15 protein-coding genes and 1 pseudogene are annotated in these 16939 nt (G+C 71.8%); 6 read left to right on the forward strand and 10 right to left on the reverse strand.

Translation table 11 applies throughout. The features are described 5' to 3' along the window. Positions 1 to 420: 420 nt before the first annotated feature. The gene (locus ACFCV8_RS09375) at positions 421 to 2307 is read left to right on the forward strand and encodes an ABC transporter ATP-binding protein (RefSeq protein ID WP_376684688.1); all 1887 of its coding nucleotides are present in this window, start codon (positions 421 to 423) and stop codon (positions 2305 to 2307) included. A gap of 57 nt (positions 2308 to 2364) precedes the next feature. Then, positions 2365 to 3630, forward strand: a complete 1266-nt coding sequence (locus ACFCV8_RS09380) for an MFS transporter (RefSeq protein WP_376684689.1) — start codon at positions 2365 to 2367, stop codon at positions 3628 to 3630. Between the two features lie 37 nt (positions 3631 to 3667). Here ACFCV8_RS09380 and ACFCV8_RS09385 read toward each other — a convergent pair whose 3' ends face one another. From ACFCV8_RS09385 to ACFCV8_RS09395, 3 genes are read right to left on the reverse strand one after another with little or no spacing between them, the layout of a single operon-like run. Further along, positions 3668 to 5008: a carboxyl transferase domain-containing protein gene (locus ACFCV8_RS09385; RefSeq protein ID WP_376684690.1), complete on the reverse strand. Its 1341-nt coding sequence runs from the start codon at positions 5006 to 5008 to the stop codon at positions 3668 to 3670. After that, on the reverse strand, positions 5001 to 6458 hold the full coding sequence (locus ACFCV8_RS09390; RefSeq protein WP_376684691.1) for an acyl-CoA synthetase: 1458 nt from the start codon (positions 6456 to 6458) through the stop codon (positions 5001 to 5003). The genes ACFCV8_RS09385 and ACFCV8_RS09390 overlap by 8 nt, the downstream gene beginning before the upstream one ends. A 36-nt stretch (positions 6459 to 6494) precedes the next feature. After that, a complete protein-coding gene (locus tag ACFCV8_RS09395; protein ID WP_376684692.1) occupies positions 6495 to 7703 on the reverse strand; it encodes an MFS transporter in 1209 nt (402 codons plus the stop codon). A gap of 125 nt (positions 7704 to 7828) precedes the next feature. On the opposite strand from ACFCV8_RS09395, the gene ACFCV8_RS09400 reads away from it, so the two are divergent. Continuing rightward, a complete protein-coding gene (locus tag ACFCV8_RS09400) occupies positions 7829 to 8260 on the forward strand; it encodes an Lrp/AsnC family transcriptional regulator (protein WP_376684693.1) in 432 nt (143 codons plus the stop codon). Here the strand turns inward: ACFCV8_RS09400 and ACFCV8_RS09405 are convergent. Both ACFCV8_RS09405 and ACFCV8_RS09410 read right to left on the reverse strand, forming a co-directional pair. After that, on the reverse strand, positions 8238 to 9722 hold the full coding sequence (locus ACFCV8_RS09405; protein WP_376684694.1) for a GAF domain-containing protein: 1485 nt from the start codon (positions 9720 to 9722) through the stop codon (positions 8238 to 8240). The genes ACFCV8_RS09400 and ACFCV8_RS09405 overlap by 23 nt on opposite strands. Before the next feature lie 75 nt (positions 9723 to 9797). Beyond that, positions 9798 to 10835 (reverse strand): rod shape-determining protein, encoded by a 1038-nt coding sequence (locus ACFCV8_RS09410; protein WP_376684695.1) that lies wholly within the window; start codon positions 10833 to 10835, stop codon positions 9798 to 9800. Positions 10836 to 11315: 480 nt separating this feature from the next. On the opposite strand from ACFCV8_RS09410, the gene ACFCV8_RS09415 reads away from it, so the two are divergent. Further along, on the forward strand, positions 11316 to 11534 hold the full coding sequence (locus ACFCV8_RS09415) for a hypothetical protein (protein WP_376684696.1): 219 nt from the start codon (positions 11316 to 11318) through the stop codon (positions 11532 to 11534). Positions 11535 to 12211: 677 nt separating this feature from the next. Continuing rightward, entirely contained in the window at positions 12212 to 12691 is a 480-nt protein-coding gene (locus ACFCV8_RS09420) for a hypothetical protein (RefSeq protein WP_376684697.1), read from the forward strand. A gap of 142 nt (positions 12692 to 12833) precedes the next feature. On the opposite strand, the gene ACFCV8_RS09425 is transcribed toward ACFCV8_RS09420, so the two are convergent. The 5 genes and pseudogenes from ACFCV8_RS09425 to ACFCV8_RS09445 form a co-directional block, all read right to left on the reverse strand. Continuing rightward, the gene (locus tag ACFCV8_RS09425) at positions 12834 to 13016 is read right to left on the reverse strand and encodes a hypothetical protein (RefSeq protein ID WP_376684698.1); all 183 of its coding nucleotides are present in this window, start codon (positions 13014 to 13016) and stop codon (positions 12834 to 12836) included. A 26-nt stretch (positions 13017 to 13042) separates the two neighbouring features. Next, positions 13043 to 13369: a helix-turn-helix domain-containing protein gene (locus tag ACFCV8_RS09430; RefSeq protein ID WP_376684699.1), complete on the reverse strand. Its 327-nt coding sequence runs from the start codon at positions 13367 to 13369 to the stop codon at positions 13043 to 13045. Then, positions 13369 to 13980 carry a tyrosine-type recombinase/integrase gene (locus ACFCV8_RS09435; protein ID WP_376684700.1) on the reverse strand — a complete coding sequence of 204 codons (612 nt, stop codon included), beginning with the start codon at positions 13978 to 13980 and terminating at the stop codon, positions 13369 to 13371. The genes ACFCV8_RS09430 and ACFCV8_RS09435 overlap by 1 nt, the downstream gene beginning before the upstream one ends. 151 nt (positions 13981 to 14131) lie before the next feature. After that, a pseudogene (locus tag ACFCV8_RS09440) lies at positions 14132 to 15143 on the reverse strand (DUF4158 domain-containing protein); the annotation flags it as partial. A 137-nt stretch (positions 15144 to 15280) separates the two neighbouring features. Next, positions 15281 to 15721: a MarR family winged helix-turn-helix transcriptional regulator gene (locus ACFCV8_RS09445; RefSeq protein ID WP_376684701.1), complete on the reverse strand. Its 441-nt coding sequence runs from the start codon at positions 15719 to 15721 to the stop codon at positions 15281 to 15283. 184 nt (positions 15722 to 15905) lie between these two features. Here ACFCV8_RS09445 and ACFCV8_RS09450 point away from each other — a divergent pair, with 184 nt between their 5' ends. Further along, positions 15906 to 16925 carry an NADP-dependent oxidoreductase gene (locus ACFCV8_RS09450; protein ID WP_376684702.1) on the forward strand — a complete coding sequence of 340 codons (1020 nt, stop codon included), beginning with the start codon at positions 15906 to 15908 and terminating at the stop codon, positions 16923 to 16925. The last annotated feature ends 14 nt before the right edge of the window (positions 16926 to 16939 follow it).

Here is a 16939-nt window from a genome sequence, read left to right on the forward strand (position 1 = left end):
AATCCTTGATTACGGCTTCTACGACTTGTTGGCCGCAGAGGGCGGACGTACTGTCGGAAGTGCCGCAGCAAGAGCAAGGAGCGGCGAGATCAATACCTCCGGAGGAGGCGAAGATGAAGGTTCGTAGCATCTTCGACCGCAGAGACAGGGGCGGCCACGGCGGACGCGGTGGATACGGCCGTGGTGGTTACGGACGCGGCGGTTACGGTCGCGGACGTGGATTCGGTGACTACGGTGACTACGGCGACTACGGCTACGGCCGGTTCGGTCGCGGGCGTCGCTGGGGTTGCTGACCCTTCACTCTGAACCCGAATCGAGGCAGGCTCGCGCAGTTCGCGCGGGTCCGCCTCAATTTTTTGGCCCATGCCGGCCCATCCGGGCCCATGTCCGTGACGACGGCCTCTCCGTGGTGTGATGCCCATGCGCTTCCGCAGCCCGCTCGCGAATCCCGACGGTTCCGACGAACCGCCCGGAAATCCGGTGACCGATGTCCCGATCCGCACCGACCCGGTCAGCATCCTCGTCTCCTTCCGGCGGTTCTGGCCGCTGACCAGGGGAGACCGGCGCTGGCTCGCCATCGTCTTCCTCTGCGCGATCCTGGCCGCCCTGGCCGAGACCGCCACCGTCCTGCTCTTCGCCGAACTCACCGACAAGGCACTGACGAGCGGCGACGTCAGCGCGTTCTGGCGGCCCGCGGGCCAGTGGCTCGCGGTCGCGGTCGCCGGTGCCGTGGTGGGGTACCTGGGCAGTTCGCTGGCCGCCTGGACCGCGGAGCGCTTCGTGCTCCGCCTGCGGGCCCGGGTGTTCGGCCACCTCCAGAACCTTCCGCCCCACTTCTTCCAGCGCAACCGCCGCGGCGACCTGGTGGAACGGCTGACCGGCGATGTGGAGGCCATCGAGGCACTCGTGGTCTCCGGCATCGTCGGCGCGGCCTCGGCGCTCTTCGGCACGGTCTTCTACGCGGCGGCGGCCCTGTGGCTGCGCTGGGACCTGGCCCTCGCCACCTTCGTCATGGTGCCGATCCTCCTGTTCGTCACCCGCCGGTTCGCCGGGCCGCTGCGCGCGGTCTCCCGGCGCGGTCGCGCCGCGGACGGCGCCATCACGGCGGTGGTCGAGGAGACGCTGGTCAACGTCGTCATGACCCAGGCGTACAACCGGCAGCGGAACGAGGAGGAGCGGCTGCAGGACAAGGCGTGGACCCGGTTGCGGACCGCGGTGAGGGCGGTCCGGCTCACCGAGTTCTACGGGCAGTTCATCGAGGTCCTCGAAACGGTGTGCGTGCTCACCATCATCGGCCTCGGGGCCTGGGAGATCTCGGCCGGCCGGATGACTCTCGGCCAGCTGTTGGCCTTCGCCGCCTTCATCGGCTACCTCTACCCGCCGATCCGCCAGCTCGGCACCCTCGGTCTGACGGCCACCGCCGCCACCGCGGGCGCCGAACGTCTGATGGAGATCCTCGACGCCGAGCCGGCCGTCACCGACCCGGCCGGGTCCGTGCCCGAACCGGCGCACGACAGGGCGCTCGGCGAGGTGGAGGCCCGCAAGGTGTTCTTCCACTACCCCGGAAGCGACGAGCAGGTGCTCCAGGACCTGTCGTTCACCGCGAGCCCCGGCGAACTGCTGGTCGTCACCGGCCCCAGCGGCGCGGGCAAGTCGACCCTGGCCGCCCTGCTGCTGCGCTTCTACGACCCGGACACCGGCACCGTCCTGCTGGACGGGGTGCCCCTGGACCGGCTGCCGCTGACGTACCTGCGCCGGAACGTCACGCTGCTGCCGCAGGACACGCTCGTCCTGCACGACACCATCGAGGAGAACATCGGCTGCGGCAGCCCCGGCGCGAGCCACGACGACGTGGTGCGTGCGGCGCGGGCGGCCGATGCGGACGCATTCGTCGAAGCCCTTCCGGAGGGATATGACACGGTCATATCCACCGGCACGTCCCGGCTCTCCGGCGGACAGCTCCAGCGCATCGCCATCGCCCGCGCCATGCTGCGCGACGCACCCGTCCTCCTCCTCGACGAGCCCACCACCGGACTGGACCGGCTGGCCGCCGAACGCATCCTCGAACCCCTTCGCCGGCTGGCCAAGGGCCGCACCACCATCGTCATCACCCACGATCTGGCCCTGGCCGCCGACGCCGACCGCATTCTCGTCCTGGACGAGGGGCGGCTCGTGGAATCCGGTACGCACGCCCAACTCCTCGGCCGCAGCGGCCTCTACGCCACCCTCTTCGAGCGCCGCGGTCAGCCGCGGCACAACGGGACCGTCCACAGAGCCGTCCGGACGACCGGAATCGACCGGCCCTAGAGACTCCTCGGCAACGCACCCTTCCGCCCCGGCACGGGCCGGTCGCTACCATCCGCTGTGACCGAAACGACCGATGAACCCGCCGCCCGCCGCCGCATATTCGCCGATCTGACCCCTTTGCGGAGCTCTCCCGACTACCGGCGGCTCTGGTTCGGGAACACGGTCTCCTGGATCGGGCAGGGCATGACCTCGCTCGCCGTGTCGCTCCAGGTCTACGACATCACCGGCTCCGCCTTCTCGGTCGGGCTCATCGGCTTCTGCTCGTTCCTGCCCCTGGTGGTCTTCGGCCTGTACGGCGGGGCCGTCGCCGACATCCTCGACCGGCGCAAACTGGGTCTGGCCAGCGCCTCCGGCTCGTTCGTGCTCTCCGTGGCCCTGGTCGCCCTCACCGTCGCCGGGGTGGAACAGGTGGGGCTGCTGTACGCGATCGTCGCCCTCCAGGCGGCCTGCTTCGCGGTCAACTCACCGGCCCGCAGCTCGATGATCGCCCGTCTGCTCCCCGCCGAGCAGCTGCCCGCCGCCAACGCGCTCTCCTCCATGACCAGCACCACCGGAAACCTGGTCGGGCCGATGCTCGGCGGGCTCCTCGTCGGCTGGTGGGGCTACCGGGCCGCGTACACCGTCGACGCCGTCACCTTCACCGCCTCCCTCTACGCGATGTGGCGGCTGCCCGCGATGCTGCCGGAGCGGGAGGAGGGCGGGTCCGGCAAGCGGGCGTCCGTCGCGGACGGGCTGCGCTTCCTGGCGACCCGGGCCAACCTCCGGATGACCTTCTTCACCGACATGTGCGCCATGGTGCTGGCCCAGCCCAAGGCGCTGTTCCCGGTCGTCGCCGTCCTCTGGTACGGGGGCGACGCGAAGACCACCGGACTGCTGGTCGCCGCCCCGGCGTTCGGAGCGCTGCTCGGCGGGGTGTTCTCCGGATGGCTGGGGCGGGTGCGGCGGCACGGGCTGGCCGTCCTGGTCGCCGTCGCCTGCTGGGGCGCGGCCATCGCGGTCTTCGGGCTGACCCGGCAGCTCTGGCTCGGGCTGCTCTTCCTGGCGCTCGCCGGATGCGCGGACACCATCTCGATGGTCTTCCGCAACACCATGCTCCAGGCTGCCGTCCCCGACGAGATGCGCGGACGGCTCCAGGGCGTGTTCATCGTCGTGGTGGCGGGCGGGCCGAGGCTCGGCGACTTCTTCGCGGGCTCGGTCTCCGACCTGGCCTCGCCCGGCCTGGCGGTGACCGGCGGCGGGATCGGCTGCATCGTCGCCGTCGGGCTGCTGGCGCTGCGGTGGCGCGGCTTCGCCCGGTACGACGCCCGCGACCCGCGGCCGTGACCGCCGCACACTCCGGCCACGGCCGCGGCCCGGTCCGCTACGGGCCCACGACCGACCGGGCGAAGCCCAGCTCCACCAGGTCCTGCGGGCGCAGCCGCAACTGGTCGGCGGTGGCCCGCACCTGGTCCGGGGTGCGCTTCAGGATGGCCGCCGCGAGCTCCGGGGCGATCACCGAGAAGTAGCTGTCCGGGGTGACATGGGTGTTCCCCGGCGCCGCGAGGGCCAGCGCGCCGCCCGAGCCGCCCTCGCCGATCACCAGGGTGGTCAGCGGCACCCGGGCCGCCGCCACCGCCGCGAAGGCATCGGCGATCGCGGCGCCCGCGCCCGCCCGTTCCGCCTCCGCGTCGTTCGCCGCGCCCGGGGTGTCGATCAGGGTCAGCACAGGCAGCCCGAGCCGGTCCGCCAGCCGGATCACCCGGGCCGCCGTGCGGTACCCGGCCGGGCGGGTCGCGGTGCCGCACTGGGCGACGTAGGCGACCGACCGGTCCTCCCGCCGCCCGAAACCGGCGAGCAGCCCGGGATCCGTACCCCCGCAGCGGTCACCGACGAGCGGCAGCCGGTACGAGAAGTACGCGTCCAGGTACGCCTCGGCACGCGGCCGCGACGCCGAGCGGGCCTGGCACACCGCGTCCCAGCCGGTCCCCGGAAGACCCGCCGCCGACAGCGCCCGGGGCACCGGGGCGGGCGGCGGCGGGTCCTTCGGCAGGTGCAGCGCCCGCAGCCACCGGCCCACCGTCCCCGGCAGCTCCCGCGGCGCGACGACCGCGTCCACCTGCCCCGCCGCCAGCTGGCCCTCGGCGGTGTACGCCGCCGGGTCCGCGTCCGGCGGCCGCACCCGGGAGCCGGCGAAGCCGACCTGGGCGCCCGGCAGCGCCAGGACCACATCGGCGCCCGCCCCCAGCGTGGCCCAGCCGCCGCCCGTCGTGGGGTCCCGCAGGACCGCGATCTGCGCCGGGCCCGCCGCCCGCAGCCGCGCGGAGGCGTGGGCCACCCGCTGGAGCTGGGTCAGCGCGATCATGCCCTCCTGCATCCGGCTGCCGCCCGTGGCGATCAGCGAGACCAGCGGCAGCCCCCGCCGCCCGGCGGCCTCGTAGGCGGCCACCAGCCGGTCCCCGGTGCGCTGCCCCAGCGAACCGCCCAGGAAGCCGAACTCGAAGGAGACGAGCACACAGCTTTGGCCGCCGAGCGAGGCGAGGCCGTGCACGACGGACTCCCGCTCGCCGGTACGGGCGGTGGCGCGGGCCCGGGAGTCCGCGTACCCGGCCCAGGACAGCGGCCCGTCGTCCCCGGTGCCGTCGTCGAAGGCGTCGTCGGTGAGTTCCTCGAACTCCGTGGTGAGGGCCGCGATCGCCGCTCTCGCGCTCAGCCGGTCAGCCATGGAGCGCCCGCTTCATGATCTTGCCGAGGTCGTTGCGCGGCAGCGCGTCCAGGTAGCGGACCGTGCGCGGGCGCTTGTGCGGGGCGAGCTGGGCGGCCACATGATCGGCCAGTTCCCGTTCGGAGGGCGGTGCGGCCGGGTCGGCGGGCACCACCCAGGCGACGATCCGCTCGCCCAGGTCCGGGTCCGGCTCGCCCGTGACGGCGGCCTCGCGGACCCGGGGGTGGTCCAGCAGGGCGTTCTCGATCTCCCCGGCGCCGATCTTGTAACCGCCGCTCTTGATCAGGTCGGTGGCCCGGCGGCCGACGATCCGTACGTAGCCGTCCGGGTCGCGGGTGGCCATGTCGCCGGTCCGGAACCAGCCGTCCCCGGTGAACGCGGCGGCGGTGGCGTCGGGGCGGTTCAGATAGCCGGTGAAGAGGTTCGGCCCGCGCACCTGGATCTCGCCGATGGCCTCGGGGCCGGTGCCGGTGAGGACGGTGCCGTCCTCCTCGGCCAGCCGGAGCTCCACCCCGGCCAGCGGGGCGCCCACGGTGCCGGGGCGCGGCTCGCCGTCCGCGCGTACGCCGGTGTTCATCAGGGTCTCCGTCATGCCGTACCGCTCGATGACCCGGCGGCCCGTCGCCGCCGCGATCCGCTCGTGGTCGTGGACCGGCAGCGCCGCCGAGCCGGACACCAGCAGCCGGGCCCCGGCCAGCGCCTTCGCCAGCCCGGCCGCCTCGGGCCCGGAGCCCTCCAGGACCTCCGCGAGGCGGTGGTACATCGTCGGCACGCCGAACAGCATCGTGCCGCCGGACGACAGTTCCCGGGCCACGCCCTCGGCGGAGAACCGGCCCAGGTGCCGCACCGACCCGCCCCGGCGCAGCGGCCCCAGCACCCCGAGGATCAGGCCGTGCACATGGAACAGCGGCAGCGCGTGGACGAGCACGTCCTCCCCGGTCCACCGCCAGGCGTCCTCCAGCGCGTCGAGCGAGGCGGCGATCGCCCGCCGGGGCAGCACCGCGCCCTTCGGCGGACCCGTGGTGCCCGAGGTGTAGACGATCAGGGCGGGGGACTCGGGGCCGGGCTCGGGGAACGTGGCCGCGGCGCCCTCCCCGGTCGGCTCCACGTCGATCCGGTCCAGCGCGTCCAGCGGCGGCGGAAGGGTGTCGCCCGCCGGGGCCAGCACCACGGCCGGTTCGCTGTCCGCCACGATGTGGGCGAGCTCGCGCGTTCCCGTCCGCGGGTTGAGCGGTACCGCGGGCACCCCGGCCCTTAGCGCGGCCACCACGGCGACCACCGTCGCGGGTGTCGGGGTGGCCCAGACCGCGACCCGTCCGGCGCCGGAGATCCGGGCGGCGAGCGCGGCGGACGCGGAGGCCAACTCGTCGTAGGTCAGGCTGTGTTCGCCGAACCGGATGGCTTCCCGGCGCGAACCGTCATCCGGTACGAACAGAAGAGGAGTCGTCACTCTCCGCACCTTAGGGCCTTTCGTGAACGGAAGGCCCTACTCCCTCCGAAGGCCCCGCATCCGCCCGTACGCGTACACGCAGCCCGCGAGCGCCAGGTCCGACAGCAGCATGAAGCCGATCGAGTACGAGTCCTTCGCGCTGTAGATCGCCCCCATCACCAGCGGCGGTACGAAGCCGCCCAGGCCGCCCGTCGCGCCGACGATCCCGGTGACACTGCCCACCTGCGCCTGCGGTGTCACCTGCGAGACCAGGGCGAAGATGCTGCCGCTGGAGGTGCCCAGGCCCGCGGCCATGCAGAGCAGCGCGATCGTGCCGCCCGGGGCCAGCGGCGGGTCGAAGGCCTGCACGATCGCCGTCAGGGCGGCCAGACCGAGCGCCCCCGCCGTGACCACGGCCGGGTGGACACGGTCCGAGAGCCAGCCGCCGATCGGCCGGAAGACGACGGTGACCAGGGCGAAACCCGCCGCCTTCGTGCCGGCGTCGGTGGGCGTCAGGTCGTACCAGGTCTTCAGATACGTGGGCAGGTACACGCCGAACGCGACGATCCCGCCGAAGCCGATCGCGTACAGCGCGGACAGCTCCCAGGTGACCCGCAGCCGCGCGGCGCGGCCCAGCCGACGGGCCGGCGACTCGGTCGGCACCGGGCGGCCCGGCCGGTCGGTGACCAGTACGGCGGCGAGCGCCGCGTACACCACGAGCGCCGCCGCGACCACCAGGTACGGCAGGTTCTTCCCGTGCTCCGCGATCCGCGGGGTGAAGTACCCGGACAGCGCCACACCGCCCATGCCCATGCCGAACACACCGAGCGCCAGACCGCGTTTGGCGGGCGGGAACCACGAGTTGACCAGCGGGATGCCGATCGCGAACGTGGTGCCGCCCAGGCCCAGCAGAAAGCCCACCACGAGCATCGCGCCGAACGACTCCCGCGCCGGGATCAGCAGCAGCACCGGCACGACGGTGAGCGCCGAGACCAGCGGGAACATCAGCCGGGCACCGTACTTGTCGGTGAGCGCGCCCGCCGGGATCCGGCCCAGCGAACCGACCAGTACCGGCACCGCCACCAGCAGCGACTGCTCGAACGAGGTCAGCCCCAGCCGCTCCTTGTAGTCGCCGGACAGCGGTGCGATCAGGTTCCAGGCCCAGAAGGTGAGCCCGAAGCCGATCGTGGCCATCACGAGATTGCGGTACGCGGCCGAGGACGGCGCTTCGACCGCTTCCGGGGACTGCTTGACGGCTGTATCCACGCCTCAAGTCAAGGTCGGGGCCACCTGGGCGGCCCGCCGGAGTACGCCGGTCGGGTCACGCGCGGTCACGCCATCTCACGCGCCTCAAACACCCGTATGCCGGACAAAGCTGCGACAATCGCAGTATGGACCGTCTGGACAGGGACATTCTCGGCATCCTCCAGGAGGACGCCCGGATCTCGTACCGCGATCTGGGCGAGCGGGTCGGCCTCAGCGCCAACGCGGCGGCCGACCGGGTGCGCCGGCTGCGCCGCGACGGAGTGATCCGGGGCTTCACCGTGATCATCGACCCGGCCGCCGACACCCGCACCGGGCTCGTCGTCTTCATCGACGTGTCCCTGCGGATCGACACGGCCAACGAGACCTTCGAACGGGCGGTGCTGGCCCTGCCCGGCATCACCGAGGTGGTCCATGTGACCGGCGCCCACGACTACCTCGTACGCGCGGCCGTCGCCGACACCGCGGCCCTGGACGGGCTATTGCGCCGCCTGAAGCGGGAGGCGGGGGTGGCCCACTCCAACACCAGGGTCGCGCTCAGAGCGGCGCCTGCCAGATGACCGCCGGGGCGCGCGAGCCGTCCTCGGCGCGCCCGTCGTCGGCGACCGTCAGCCGGACCGCCGCCCGCCCGTCCGGGGTCACGGCGGTGGCGTCCACCGCCACCTCGATCGACGACACCCCGGTCCTGCGGTGCGCGGCCGCCAGCGCCCCGCGCAACGCCGCCAGCAGCCGCCCGTCCACCGGGGCCCGCACCAGCGCGTCCACCGCCCCGGCGAACCGCACCGAGGGCCGGAAACCCAGCACCGCGGCCGCGCCCCCGGTCTCCCGCAGCACCCGGCCCCGGAAGGTGGCGGGCGCGTCGGCGGGCGGCTGCTGGAGGGCGAAGATCGCCGTCCGTACCTCCTGGATGGTGGAGTCCAGCTCGTCCACGGCCCGGCCGAGCAGTTCGTCGGTCTCCGGGGCCGGGCCCCGGCGCCGGGCCGACTCCAGCATCATCTCGGTGGCGAACAGCCGCTGGACCACCAGATCGTGCAGATCGCGGGCGATCCGGTCGCGGTCCTCGTACACCGCGAGCCGCTCCCGGTCGTGCGCGGCGTCGGCCAGCACCAGTGCCAGCGCGGCCTGCGAGGCGAACTGGGTGGCCAGCAGCCGGTCCACCGCCGTGTAGGGGCGCTCGCCGCGCCGCCGGGGCAGGGCGAGGGTGCCGATCAGCCGCCCGCCGCTCCGCAGCGGCAGCATCATGCTGGGGCCGAACCGCGACCGCACATGCGTCGTCATCCGCGGGTCGGTCGCCGAGTCCTCGATGAACACCGGCTCCCCGCCCAGCAGCTGGACCAGCACCGGGGAGCCGGGTTCGATGACCGTGCCTACGATCCCGGCCGGGTCGTCGGGGGTGGACGCGGTGACGATCTCCATGCCGCCCGCCGCGTCCGGCTGGAGGATGACCCCGGCACTGGCGTCGGCGAGTGTCCTGGCCCGCTCCGCGACGGTCGTCAGCGCGTCCTTCGCGCTTCCGCCGGCCAGCAGGGCGGTGGTCACGGCGGCGGCCCCCTCGATCCAGCGCTCCCGCTGCCGGGCCGCCGCGTACAGCCGCTCGCTCGCGATGGCGAAACCGGCCAGCGAGGCGAGTGCCGCCAGCATGGTGGTGTCCGCCCCGGTGAAGGGCCGCCCGTCGTCCGTCCCGGTGATGCGGAGGTGGCCGAGGGTCTGGTCGTGGACCCGGATCGGAGCCTCGGCGCGGGGCCTTGGCTCCCGGGCCTCCCCGGGCCCCGAGGTGTACCGCTCGCCGACGGTGCCGCGGTCCGGGTCGAGCAGGCCGAGCACGCTGTGCCGGGCCCCGGTCAGCGTCGCGGCGCTGTCCGTCAACTGCTGGAGCATCGCCCGGAGTTCAAGGTCGGAGCCGAGCCCGAGCACCGCCTCCAGCAGCATCGACAGCGCGGACCTGCCCGGGGCGTCGGCGGCGGAGCCGGCAGAGGCGTCGGCGGGGATGCCGGCGGGGACGTCGGCCAGGTCGTCGGTCATCCGCCGTGCTCCGCCCGCTCCATCCGCTCCGCCGTGCTCCGTCCGCCCGGTCGCGCTCCGCCCGCTCCGCCGCGCTCAGCAGCCGAGCGGGTCGAGGACCATCGGCTCGATCTGCCCGTCCAGCATCGCGCCGAGCCCCATCACCGCGCAGGTGTCCGGCCGCTCCGCGATGTGCACCGGCAGCCCCGTCGCGTTCCGCAGCATCTGGTCGAGACCGGGCAGCAGCGCGCTGCCGCCGACCATCATGATCCCGCAGTCCACCAGATCGGCCACCAGGTCGGGCGGGCACTCGCGCAGGATCTTGCCGAGCCCGTCCAGCACGTTGGTGAGCGGGGCGTGGATGGCCTGCCGTACGGCGGCGGTGTCGACCCGCACCGAGCGGGCCAGGCCGGTCGCCACGTCCCGGCCGTGGATCTCGGTGGTGGCGGGCCCCTGCGCGGTCAGCCCGCTGTCGCTGAGGGCCAGCTGGAGCGGGCGCACGGACTGGCTCGGCAGCATCAGCTCGTGGTGCTGGCGCAGGTGCTGGATGACCGCGTGGTCGATGGCCTCACCGCCGACCGGGATGCGTACGGCGCTCACGATCGAGCCGAGCGAGAGCACCGCGATCTGGGTGGTCGCCGCCCCGCACACCATGATCATGGTCGCGGTCGGCTGCTCGACCGGCAGCCCGCAGCCGACCGCCGCCGCGATCAGGGTGTCGATCAGCTCGACCCGGCGGGCCCCGATCCCGACCATCGTCTCGACGGTGGCCCGCTGGGCGAGCGGGTCGCTGCCGTGCGGGGTGCAGGCGGCGGCCCGCAGCCGGGGCTTGCGGCGCAGCTGCCGGCGGAGCTTGTCGCCCAGCAGGTGGCGCAGCATGCGCTGGGCCATCTCGATGTCGATGACGGTGCCGCCGGAGACCGGCCGGGTCACCTTGATGTAGTCGGGGGTGCGGCCCGTCATCTGCTCGGCGAAGGTGCCGACGGCGATGAGCGAGCCGGTACGGGTGTTCACCGCGGCGGCGCTCGGCTCGTCGACGACCAGCCCGAGCCCCTTGACGTACACCCGGGTCCGGGCCGCTCCGAGGTCGACGGCGACGTGGCAGCGGCGCAGCTGCTCAAGACTGACGGTCACGGCGGATCTCCCGGGGCGCGGACGGTGGCACCGGCGGCCGCCGGTTCCTTCGCATCGTGCGCCGCCCGCCGACGCGCCGCGCGCTGGGCTGAGCCGTAGGGGGTGCCGCCGCGCCCGTACGAGCCCGTGGTGAACCCGGACCGGCCTTTGGGCGTCCCGTCTCCGGCCCCGGGACTGGTAACCCCTCATGTTGAGGTGACGCGTATTCGAGTGTGGAGCACCGCAGTGGGTCACTCTGAGTGGCGAGCTTTCATGTCTGCTGGCCTGCTCTCGGCTTAGTTCACGGCCGCCGGGCTGGAGAATGTTATGTTCCAGGCCGCGGTGCCCTGGAGGGTGCTCCTGTGCAAGTTTGTGTCTCGTCGGTAACACGTCTTCCAGGTGGAGGGGCTTGTGGCAGTGGGAAGGGCGGCTCGTCGGGCAGAACGCACGGCGAGAGTCGAGGCGGCGGTCGGGAAGAGTGCGGCTCCCGCGGCGCTCGATTTGCTGGAACTGGTCGAGTTCGCGTGGCACGACTGCTATGGCGACATCACGCCGAGCGAGAATGTGGTTGAGGACATCCTGACGTGCTCCCAGGGTGATCTCGCGCGGATGATCCGATTCGCCCGGCTGGCTGTCGAGGATTGGCGGGATCTGCGGATGACCGCCGACGAGATCAGGTCCGTCGAGAACGGCCGCGGGACTGGTGGGCTCGCCTGCTGAGGTGTCACGTATTCCTGGGCGCGGCTGGTACCGGTGTCACCGCGCGTGGTCGCCAGGTGCGTATCGGCTCCAGGTTCCTCCGGCTTCGGTGACAAGGCGGGTGACTGTCTTGTCGTGGTAACCGAGGGCCTTCGCGATAACGGGGGCCGGGGCCTGGAGGACGAGTTGGCGGATCGCGGAGGTTCTGCCGCGCTGTGGCGGGACCCCGATCTTCCGTAGGTGGACTTGAAGGCTGACCGGATTCATCGGCTGTCCGGGCTGGCGGCCGGGGAAGAGCCACCGTGAGCTTCTGCTGCTGGCGTAGGGCAGGTGATGGCAGGACCGGACGTATGCCCGCATCAGGTCAGCGACGGGCTCCGGAAGCGGGGAGGGCGGGTCTCTCAGGCAGACGGTGACGGTGACTCCGTCGTCGGTGATGTCGTCGACAGTGAGGCGGACGATGCGGGTGACGGGTTGCGCGCAGAGGAGAACGAGCGCGGCGGCGACCCGGGCCCGCAAGGGCAGAGGGAGCCGTCGTTGAGGATCCGCCGGAGCATGGCGAGTCGGCGGTGCTGGTGCAGTGGCGCTTGGTCCTGGTTGATGACCTGGGGTGGCAGGGTTAGGCGGGGCAGCCGGCTCGACTTCATGCACCAGCGCAGGAAAGTCTGGGCAGGGTGCCCGGTGGTCAGCTTCTCGGTGTGCCAGGCGTCGAGGTCGGCCTGCTGGCAGTGTTCGATGGCGCGGCCTCGGTCAGCGAGCCGGGCGAGGAAGGCGCCGGCCTGGGTGATCTCTTGTTTCGCCTGTCCGGTCTGAGAACGTCCCAGAGGCCCCTTCTCAGCCTTGCTCAGCAGGCGCCGCATCTGGTGCCAGGTGGCGAAGTGCTGGAGATGCCGACGGTGTTCGGGATCCTCGATGACAGCGAGCCGTTCGGTCAGCCATCGCTGATAAAGCATGAGTTGCCGGTCGACGCGTGGCAGCGCGCCGCTGTCCATCAGCAGGTCACGCAGGTGAGCGACGGTTCGCCGGGGTGTTTCCAGGTGCAGCCCTTCGTGGGTGAGCGGGATGGTGCCGGAGGCCAGGCCTCGGAGGAGGCGGACGACATCGGGGTTACGGAGCCAGATCAGGCGGCTCTTGGGCCGGTCTGTCTCCAGCAGGGCGGTGACCAGTGGTTGCAGTGAAGGAGCGACACGGCCGGTGCCATCGTTGAGGAGTTGGCGGAGGGCGTCCGCGAGCGTGCAGCGTTCGCGGAGACGCCCACCGAGGAGCAACCCCTCGAAGCCACAGCGGTCGCAGAAGAAGTCGCGGACAATCCCCGCACAGTCACGGCAGATCGGTGTGCCAGCGACGTCCCGGCCCGGCAAAAGTCGGTCGGATCGTCAGCCTGGGCAGCAGCCGCGAACGCGCATCGCGCGTTCGTAGCAGGTCCGGCAGATCGGGCCGTCCGACCACTCGGCGGACTTCGAGGCTCGACGGCCGCAGCGTGCGCAGTCGCGGATCATCCACCGCTCGTACTCCTCCGGCGTCACCGCTCACCGCTCGGGCGTCAGCCGGACCCGTGTGGGCCGCCGGGCAGCGAGATTGATCGGCGCCTCTTCGCCGGCCGTGCGGCGGGCGGGGAGATTCTGAGCCGAGGTGGCGATCAGATCGGTGGGCGTGCAGTCGAGGATGTCGCAGAGGGTGGCCAGCACCGGCAAGGACAGCTGTTCCGGGGTGCCGGAGACCAGACAGTGAACCTGGGAGGAGGACAGCGTGATGCCGCGTTCGGTCAGGTGTGGCATGAGCTCGGCGACGGTGAACATACCTCGGGCGGCCATCAGCTCTCGCAGGCGCCACCGATAGCTGATCCGGCGTGGCATCACGAGATCCCTCCCGGCCGCAGAGCGGCCTCGACGGTGGCGTCCAGGACACGACGCAGGGAGCGGGTGCGGAAGTCTGAGGAAACACAGGTGTAGATCGCGGTGGTGGACGCGTGGTCATGGCCGACCTGCTGCTGGACGAACAGCGGGTCGTGGCCGTCCTCGATCAGATGAGTGATGTAGGACCGACGCAGCGAGTGGAACTCCAGCGCAGAATCCAGGCCGAGGGCGTCCCGGTAGGCAGCGAATCGGGAGTCCAGCCGCTGGACCCCGATCCGTGGGCCTCGCTCGGAGGGCCAGAGGGCCCGGCTGCTCGAGTGCCGCATCCCGGGCCGGACCTCGCTGATCCATTCCTCGACGGTGCCGGGTGTCCAGTGCCAGACGGTCAGCACGGTGCGACGCTTGGGCGGCGAGCCCTTCTTGGCCTTGCCATAGCGGACCAGCAGGGTACCGCACTCACCGAGCTCCCGGCCCTCCGGATTGCGGCCGAAGTCCGCACCAACAGGCTGCTGCGGCAGTACCTCCCCAAGGGCGCGGACCTCCGCACTTTCAACCAGGCCGACCTGGACGCTGTCGCCCACGAGCTCAACCACCGTCCGCGCAAGACTCACGGCTACCGCGCTCCCGCAGAGGTCTACGCTGACCTTCTGAACAGCGGTGATGCGCTGACCGTTTGAGCTCGCCATCCTTTGCCGACAGGGAGCCTGAGGTCACGAGCCTCCGGTCAGATCGCTGCACCCGCCCCTAGTAGTCGTTAGTGGGCCGGACCTTGAAGCTGAGCTTCGCGTCCTGCCCGGCCTCCTCCAGACGCTCCGCCATCAGCTGCCAGGCCGCGTCCAGGCCCGCACCCGCCCGGCCAGGTGTTCCTCGACCGGCTCGTCCAGGCTCAGGCCGTGCAGTACGTCCTCGGAGACGGCCTCCCATTGCTCGCCGTCCAGCAGCCGCGCCCGAGGGTCCGCCCACCGGTTCGACGGCGAGGCGAACACGTCGCGCCGGTTCAGGCCGCGGAACAGCTGCTCCAGCACGCACACCACATACGCGTCACGGTCCACCGCCCCCTCGGGAAGCTCCGGATTGGAGTACACCGCCCTCTTCCACGCAGCCGGCACCAATTTGGCGTCGATCTCACGCGGCAGCAGCGGCTTGGCCTTAATCCGCCGCCCCTCCGGCACCCCGAGCAGCGCCACCAGATCCTCCGACAACGACGCGTCCGCCCGCCGCGCAGCGCCTGCCACCGTCGCGTACAGCCGCTTCTCCGCGACCTGACGTACGGATGCGACCTGCTTGGCCAACACGCTCACGCCCGGCAGCAGCACCCGGTGGCGGCGCAGCCATCCCACCGCTTGGTTGAACAGAGCCACCGGTCCCTCGGCGCCCGTCCACGCCCGCCCGTGCAGGAACGCGCGGAACTTGCGCCCCACTCCGCGTCCTCGAACGGGTGATAGCCGTAGGCGTCCCGGATCTCCCACGCGTGCTCGTACGCCGTCTTCGCCCGCCCGGTGTACCGCTTCGCAACCGACGCGTCCTCGATCTGCAACTGCGCGGCCAAGTGCTCGATGACCGACCACGGCACGTCCACCAGGAACCGGCCGACGTACCGGACGGTGCGCATCTGCATCGCGAACCCCAGCTGGTGCGCCGTCGTACGGCGCAACGCGATCAGGTCCCGGTCCACGCCGTCCAGGAAGGAAAACCGCTCCAGCTCCGGCCGCGTCGGCTCCTCCACGAACCGTCCGTACGCCGCCTGCACATCAGTAGGAAATTCCACCGGCACCCGGCGGACGGTAGCCACCCGTCATCCGAGCCCACCGGACTTCCAGAGAAACCTGCCGCCCATCCCGGAACTGTGTTAAACGACCAAGATCGATCTCAACGCCAACCACGGTTCGATTGACCCCCTGGGCCGGTCTCCTACGCGTCCGGCCCCGGCTCGCCCAGCATCCGGCGCAGCAGGTCCCGCAGCACCGTCCGTTCCGCGTCCGACAGCTCGGCCAGCGGCTCCCGGGCGAAGGTCAGCGAATCGCGCAGCTCGCGCGCCGTCCGCGCGCCCAGCTCCGTCGGCGCGGCCAGCTTCACCCGCCGGTCGGCCGGATCGGGCCGCCGCTCCACCAGGCCGCGCGTCTCCAGGCGGTCGACGATGCCGGTGACGTTCGACGGCTCGCACTTCAGCTTCCGGGCGATCCGGCGCATCGGCATCGGCTCCACGGCGAGCAGCCCGAGCACCCGGGCCTGCGCGCCGGTGAGCGAGTGGGCGGCGGCCGCCTCGTCGTACTCCTCGTAGTAGCGCGCCACGACGGTGCCGATGAGCTCGACGACCTCGAGGGTCAGTGGGTCCGTACGGGGGAGTGCCATGACACCCAGGATAGCCGGTTGCTTGACAAGGTGAAATATTCAGGCGCATGGTTGTTTCATCATCTGAAGTAATCCGGAGGGAATCCATGACGGAATTCCCCCGTTCCGCAGGACACCGTGTGACATCGACCGATATCGAGTGACACCGAGTGACACCGAATGGCATTGAGGAGAACCCGAGCCCATGTCAGCAGCACTTCCCACGTCCGGCCGCGAATGGCACCTCGTCGCCCGCCCCCACGGATGGCCGAAGGCCGAGGACTTCGCGCTGCGTGAGGCCCCGGTCGCCGCACCCCGCGAGGGCCGGGTCCTGGTCCGCAACCTGTACTTCTCGGTCGATCCGTACATGCGGGGCCGGATGAACGACGTGAAGTCGTACACCCCGCCGTTCAAGCTCGACCACCCGATGGACGGCGGAGCGGTCGGCGAGGTTGTCGCCTCGAACGCCGAGGGCATCGCGGTCGGCGACCACGTCCTGCACGGCCTCGGCTGGCGGGAGTACGCCGAGGTCCCCGCCCAGCACGCGGTGAAGGTCGACCCGTCCGTGGCCCCGCTCCCCGCCTACCTCGGGGTGCTCGGGATGACCGGGCTCACCGCCTACGCGGGCCTCTTCGACGTGGCGTCCTTCAAGGAGGGCGACGCGGTCTTCGTCTCCGGCGCGGCCGGTGCGGTCGGCAGCCAGGTCGGCCAGATGGCCCGGATCAAGGGCGCCTCGCGGGTCATCGGCTCGGCCGGTTCCGACGAGAAGGTCAAGCTCCTCGTCGAGGAGTACGGCTTCGACGCGGCCTTCAACTACCACGACGGCCCGGTCGTCGAGCAGTTGCGCGCCGCCGCCCCGGACGGCATCGACGTCTACTTCGACAACGTCGGCGGCGAGCACCTCGAAGCGGCCATCTCCGCGCTCAACGTGCACGGCCGGGTCACCGTCTGCGGAATGATCGCCCAGTACAACGTGACCGAGCCGACCCCCGGCCCGCGCAACCTCGCGCTCGTCATCGGCAAGCGGCTGCGCATCCAGGGCATGCTCGTCACCGACCACGCCGCGCTCCAGCCGCAGTTCGTGAAGGACGTGGCGGGCTGGCTGGCCTCGGGCGAGCTGAAGTACCGCGAGACCGTCGTCGAGGGCATCGAGAACGGCTTCGACGCCTTCGTCGGCCTGCTGCGCGGCGAGAACACCGGAAAGATGATCGTCTCTCTCGCCTGACGCGAGTACGGCGG

It is taken from the genome of Streptomyces sp. NPDC056347 (assembly GCF_042262625.1).
Taxonomy (GTDB): Bacteria; Actinomycetota; Actinomycetes; order Streptomycetales; family Streptomycetaceae; genus Streptomyces.

Bases quoted from the DNA above. Each gene is read 5' to 3' on its own strand.
- ACFCV8_RS09450 (WP_376684702.1), top strand. From the start codon at position 15,906: ATGTCAGCAGCACTTCCCACGTCCGGCCGCGAATGGCACCTCGTCGCC.
- ACFCV8_RS09430 (WP_376684699.1), bottom strand. From the start codon at position 13,369: ATGCCACGCCGGATCAGCTATCGGTGGCGCCTGCGAGAGCTGATGGCC.
- ACFCV8_RS09405 (WP_376684694.1), bottom strand. From the start codon at position 9,722: ATGACCGACGACCTGGCCGACGTCCCCGCCGGCATCCCCGCCGACGCC.
- ACFCV8_RS09375 (WP_376684688.1), top strand. From the start codon at position 421: ATGCGCTTCCGCAGCCCGCTCGCGAATCCCGACGGTTCCGACGAACCG.
- ACFCV8_RS09445 (WP_376684701.1), bottom strand. From the start codon at position 15,721: ATGGCACTCCCCCGTACGGACCCACTGACCCTCGAGGTCGTCGAGCTC.
- ACFCV8_RS09385 (WP_376684690.1), bottom strand. From the start codon at position 5,008: ATGGCTGACCGGCTGAGCGCGAGAGCGGCGATCGCGGCCCTCACCACG.
- ACFCV8_RS09400 (WP_376684693.1), top strand. From the start codon at position 7,829: ATGGACCGTCTGGACAGGGACATTCTCGGCATCCTCCAGGAGGACGCC.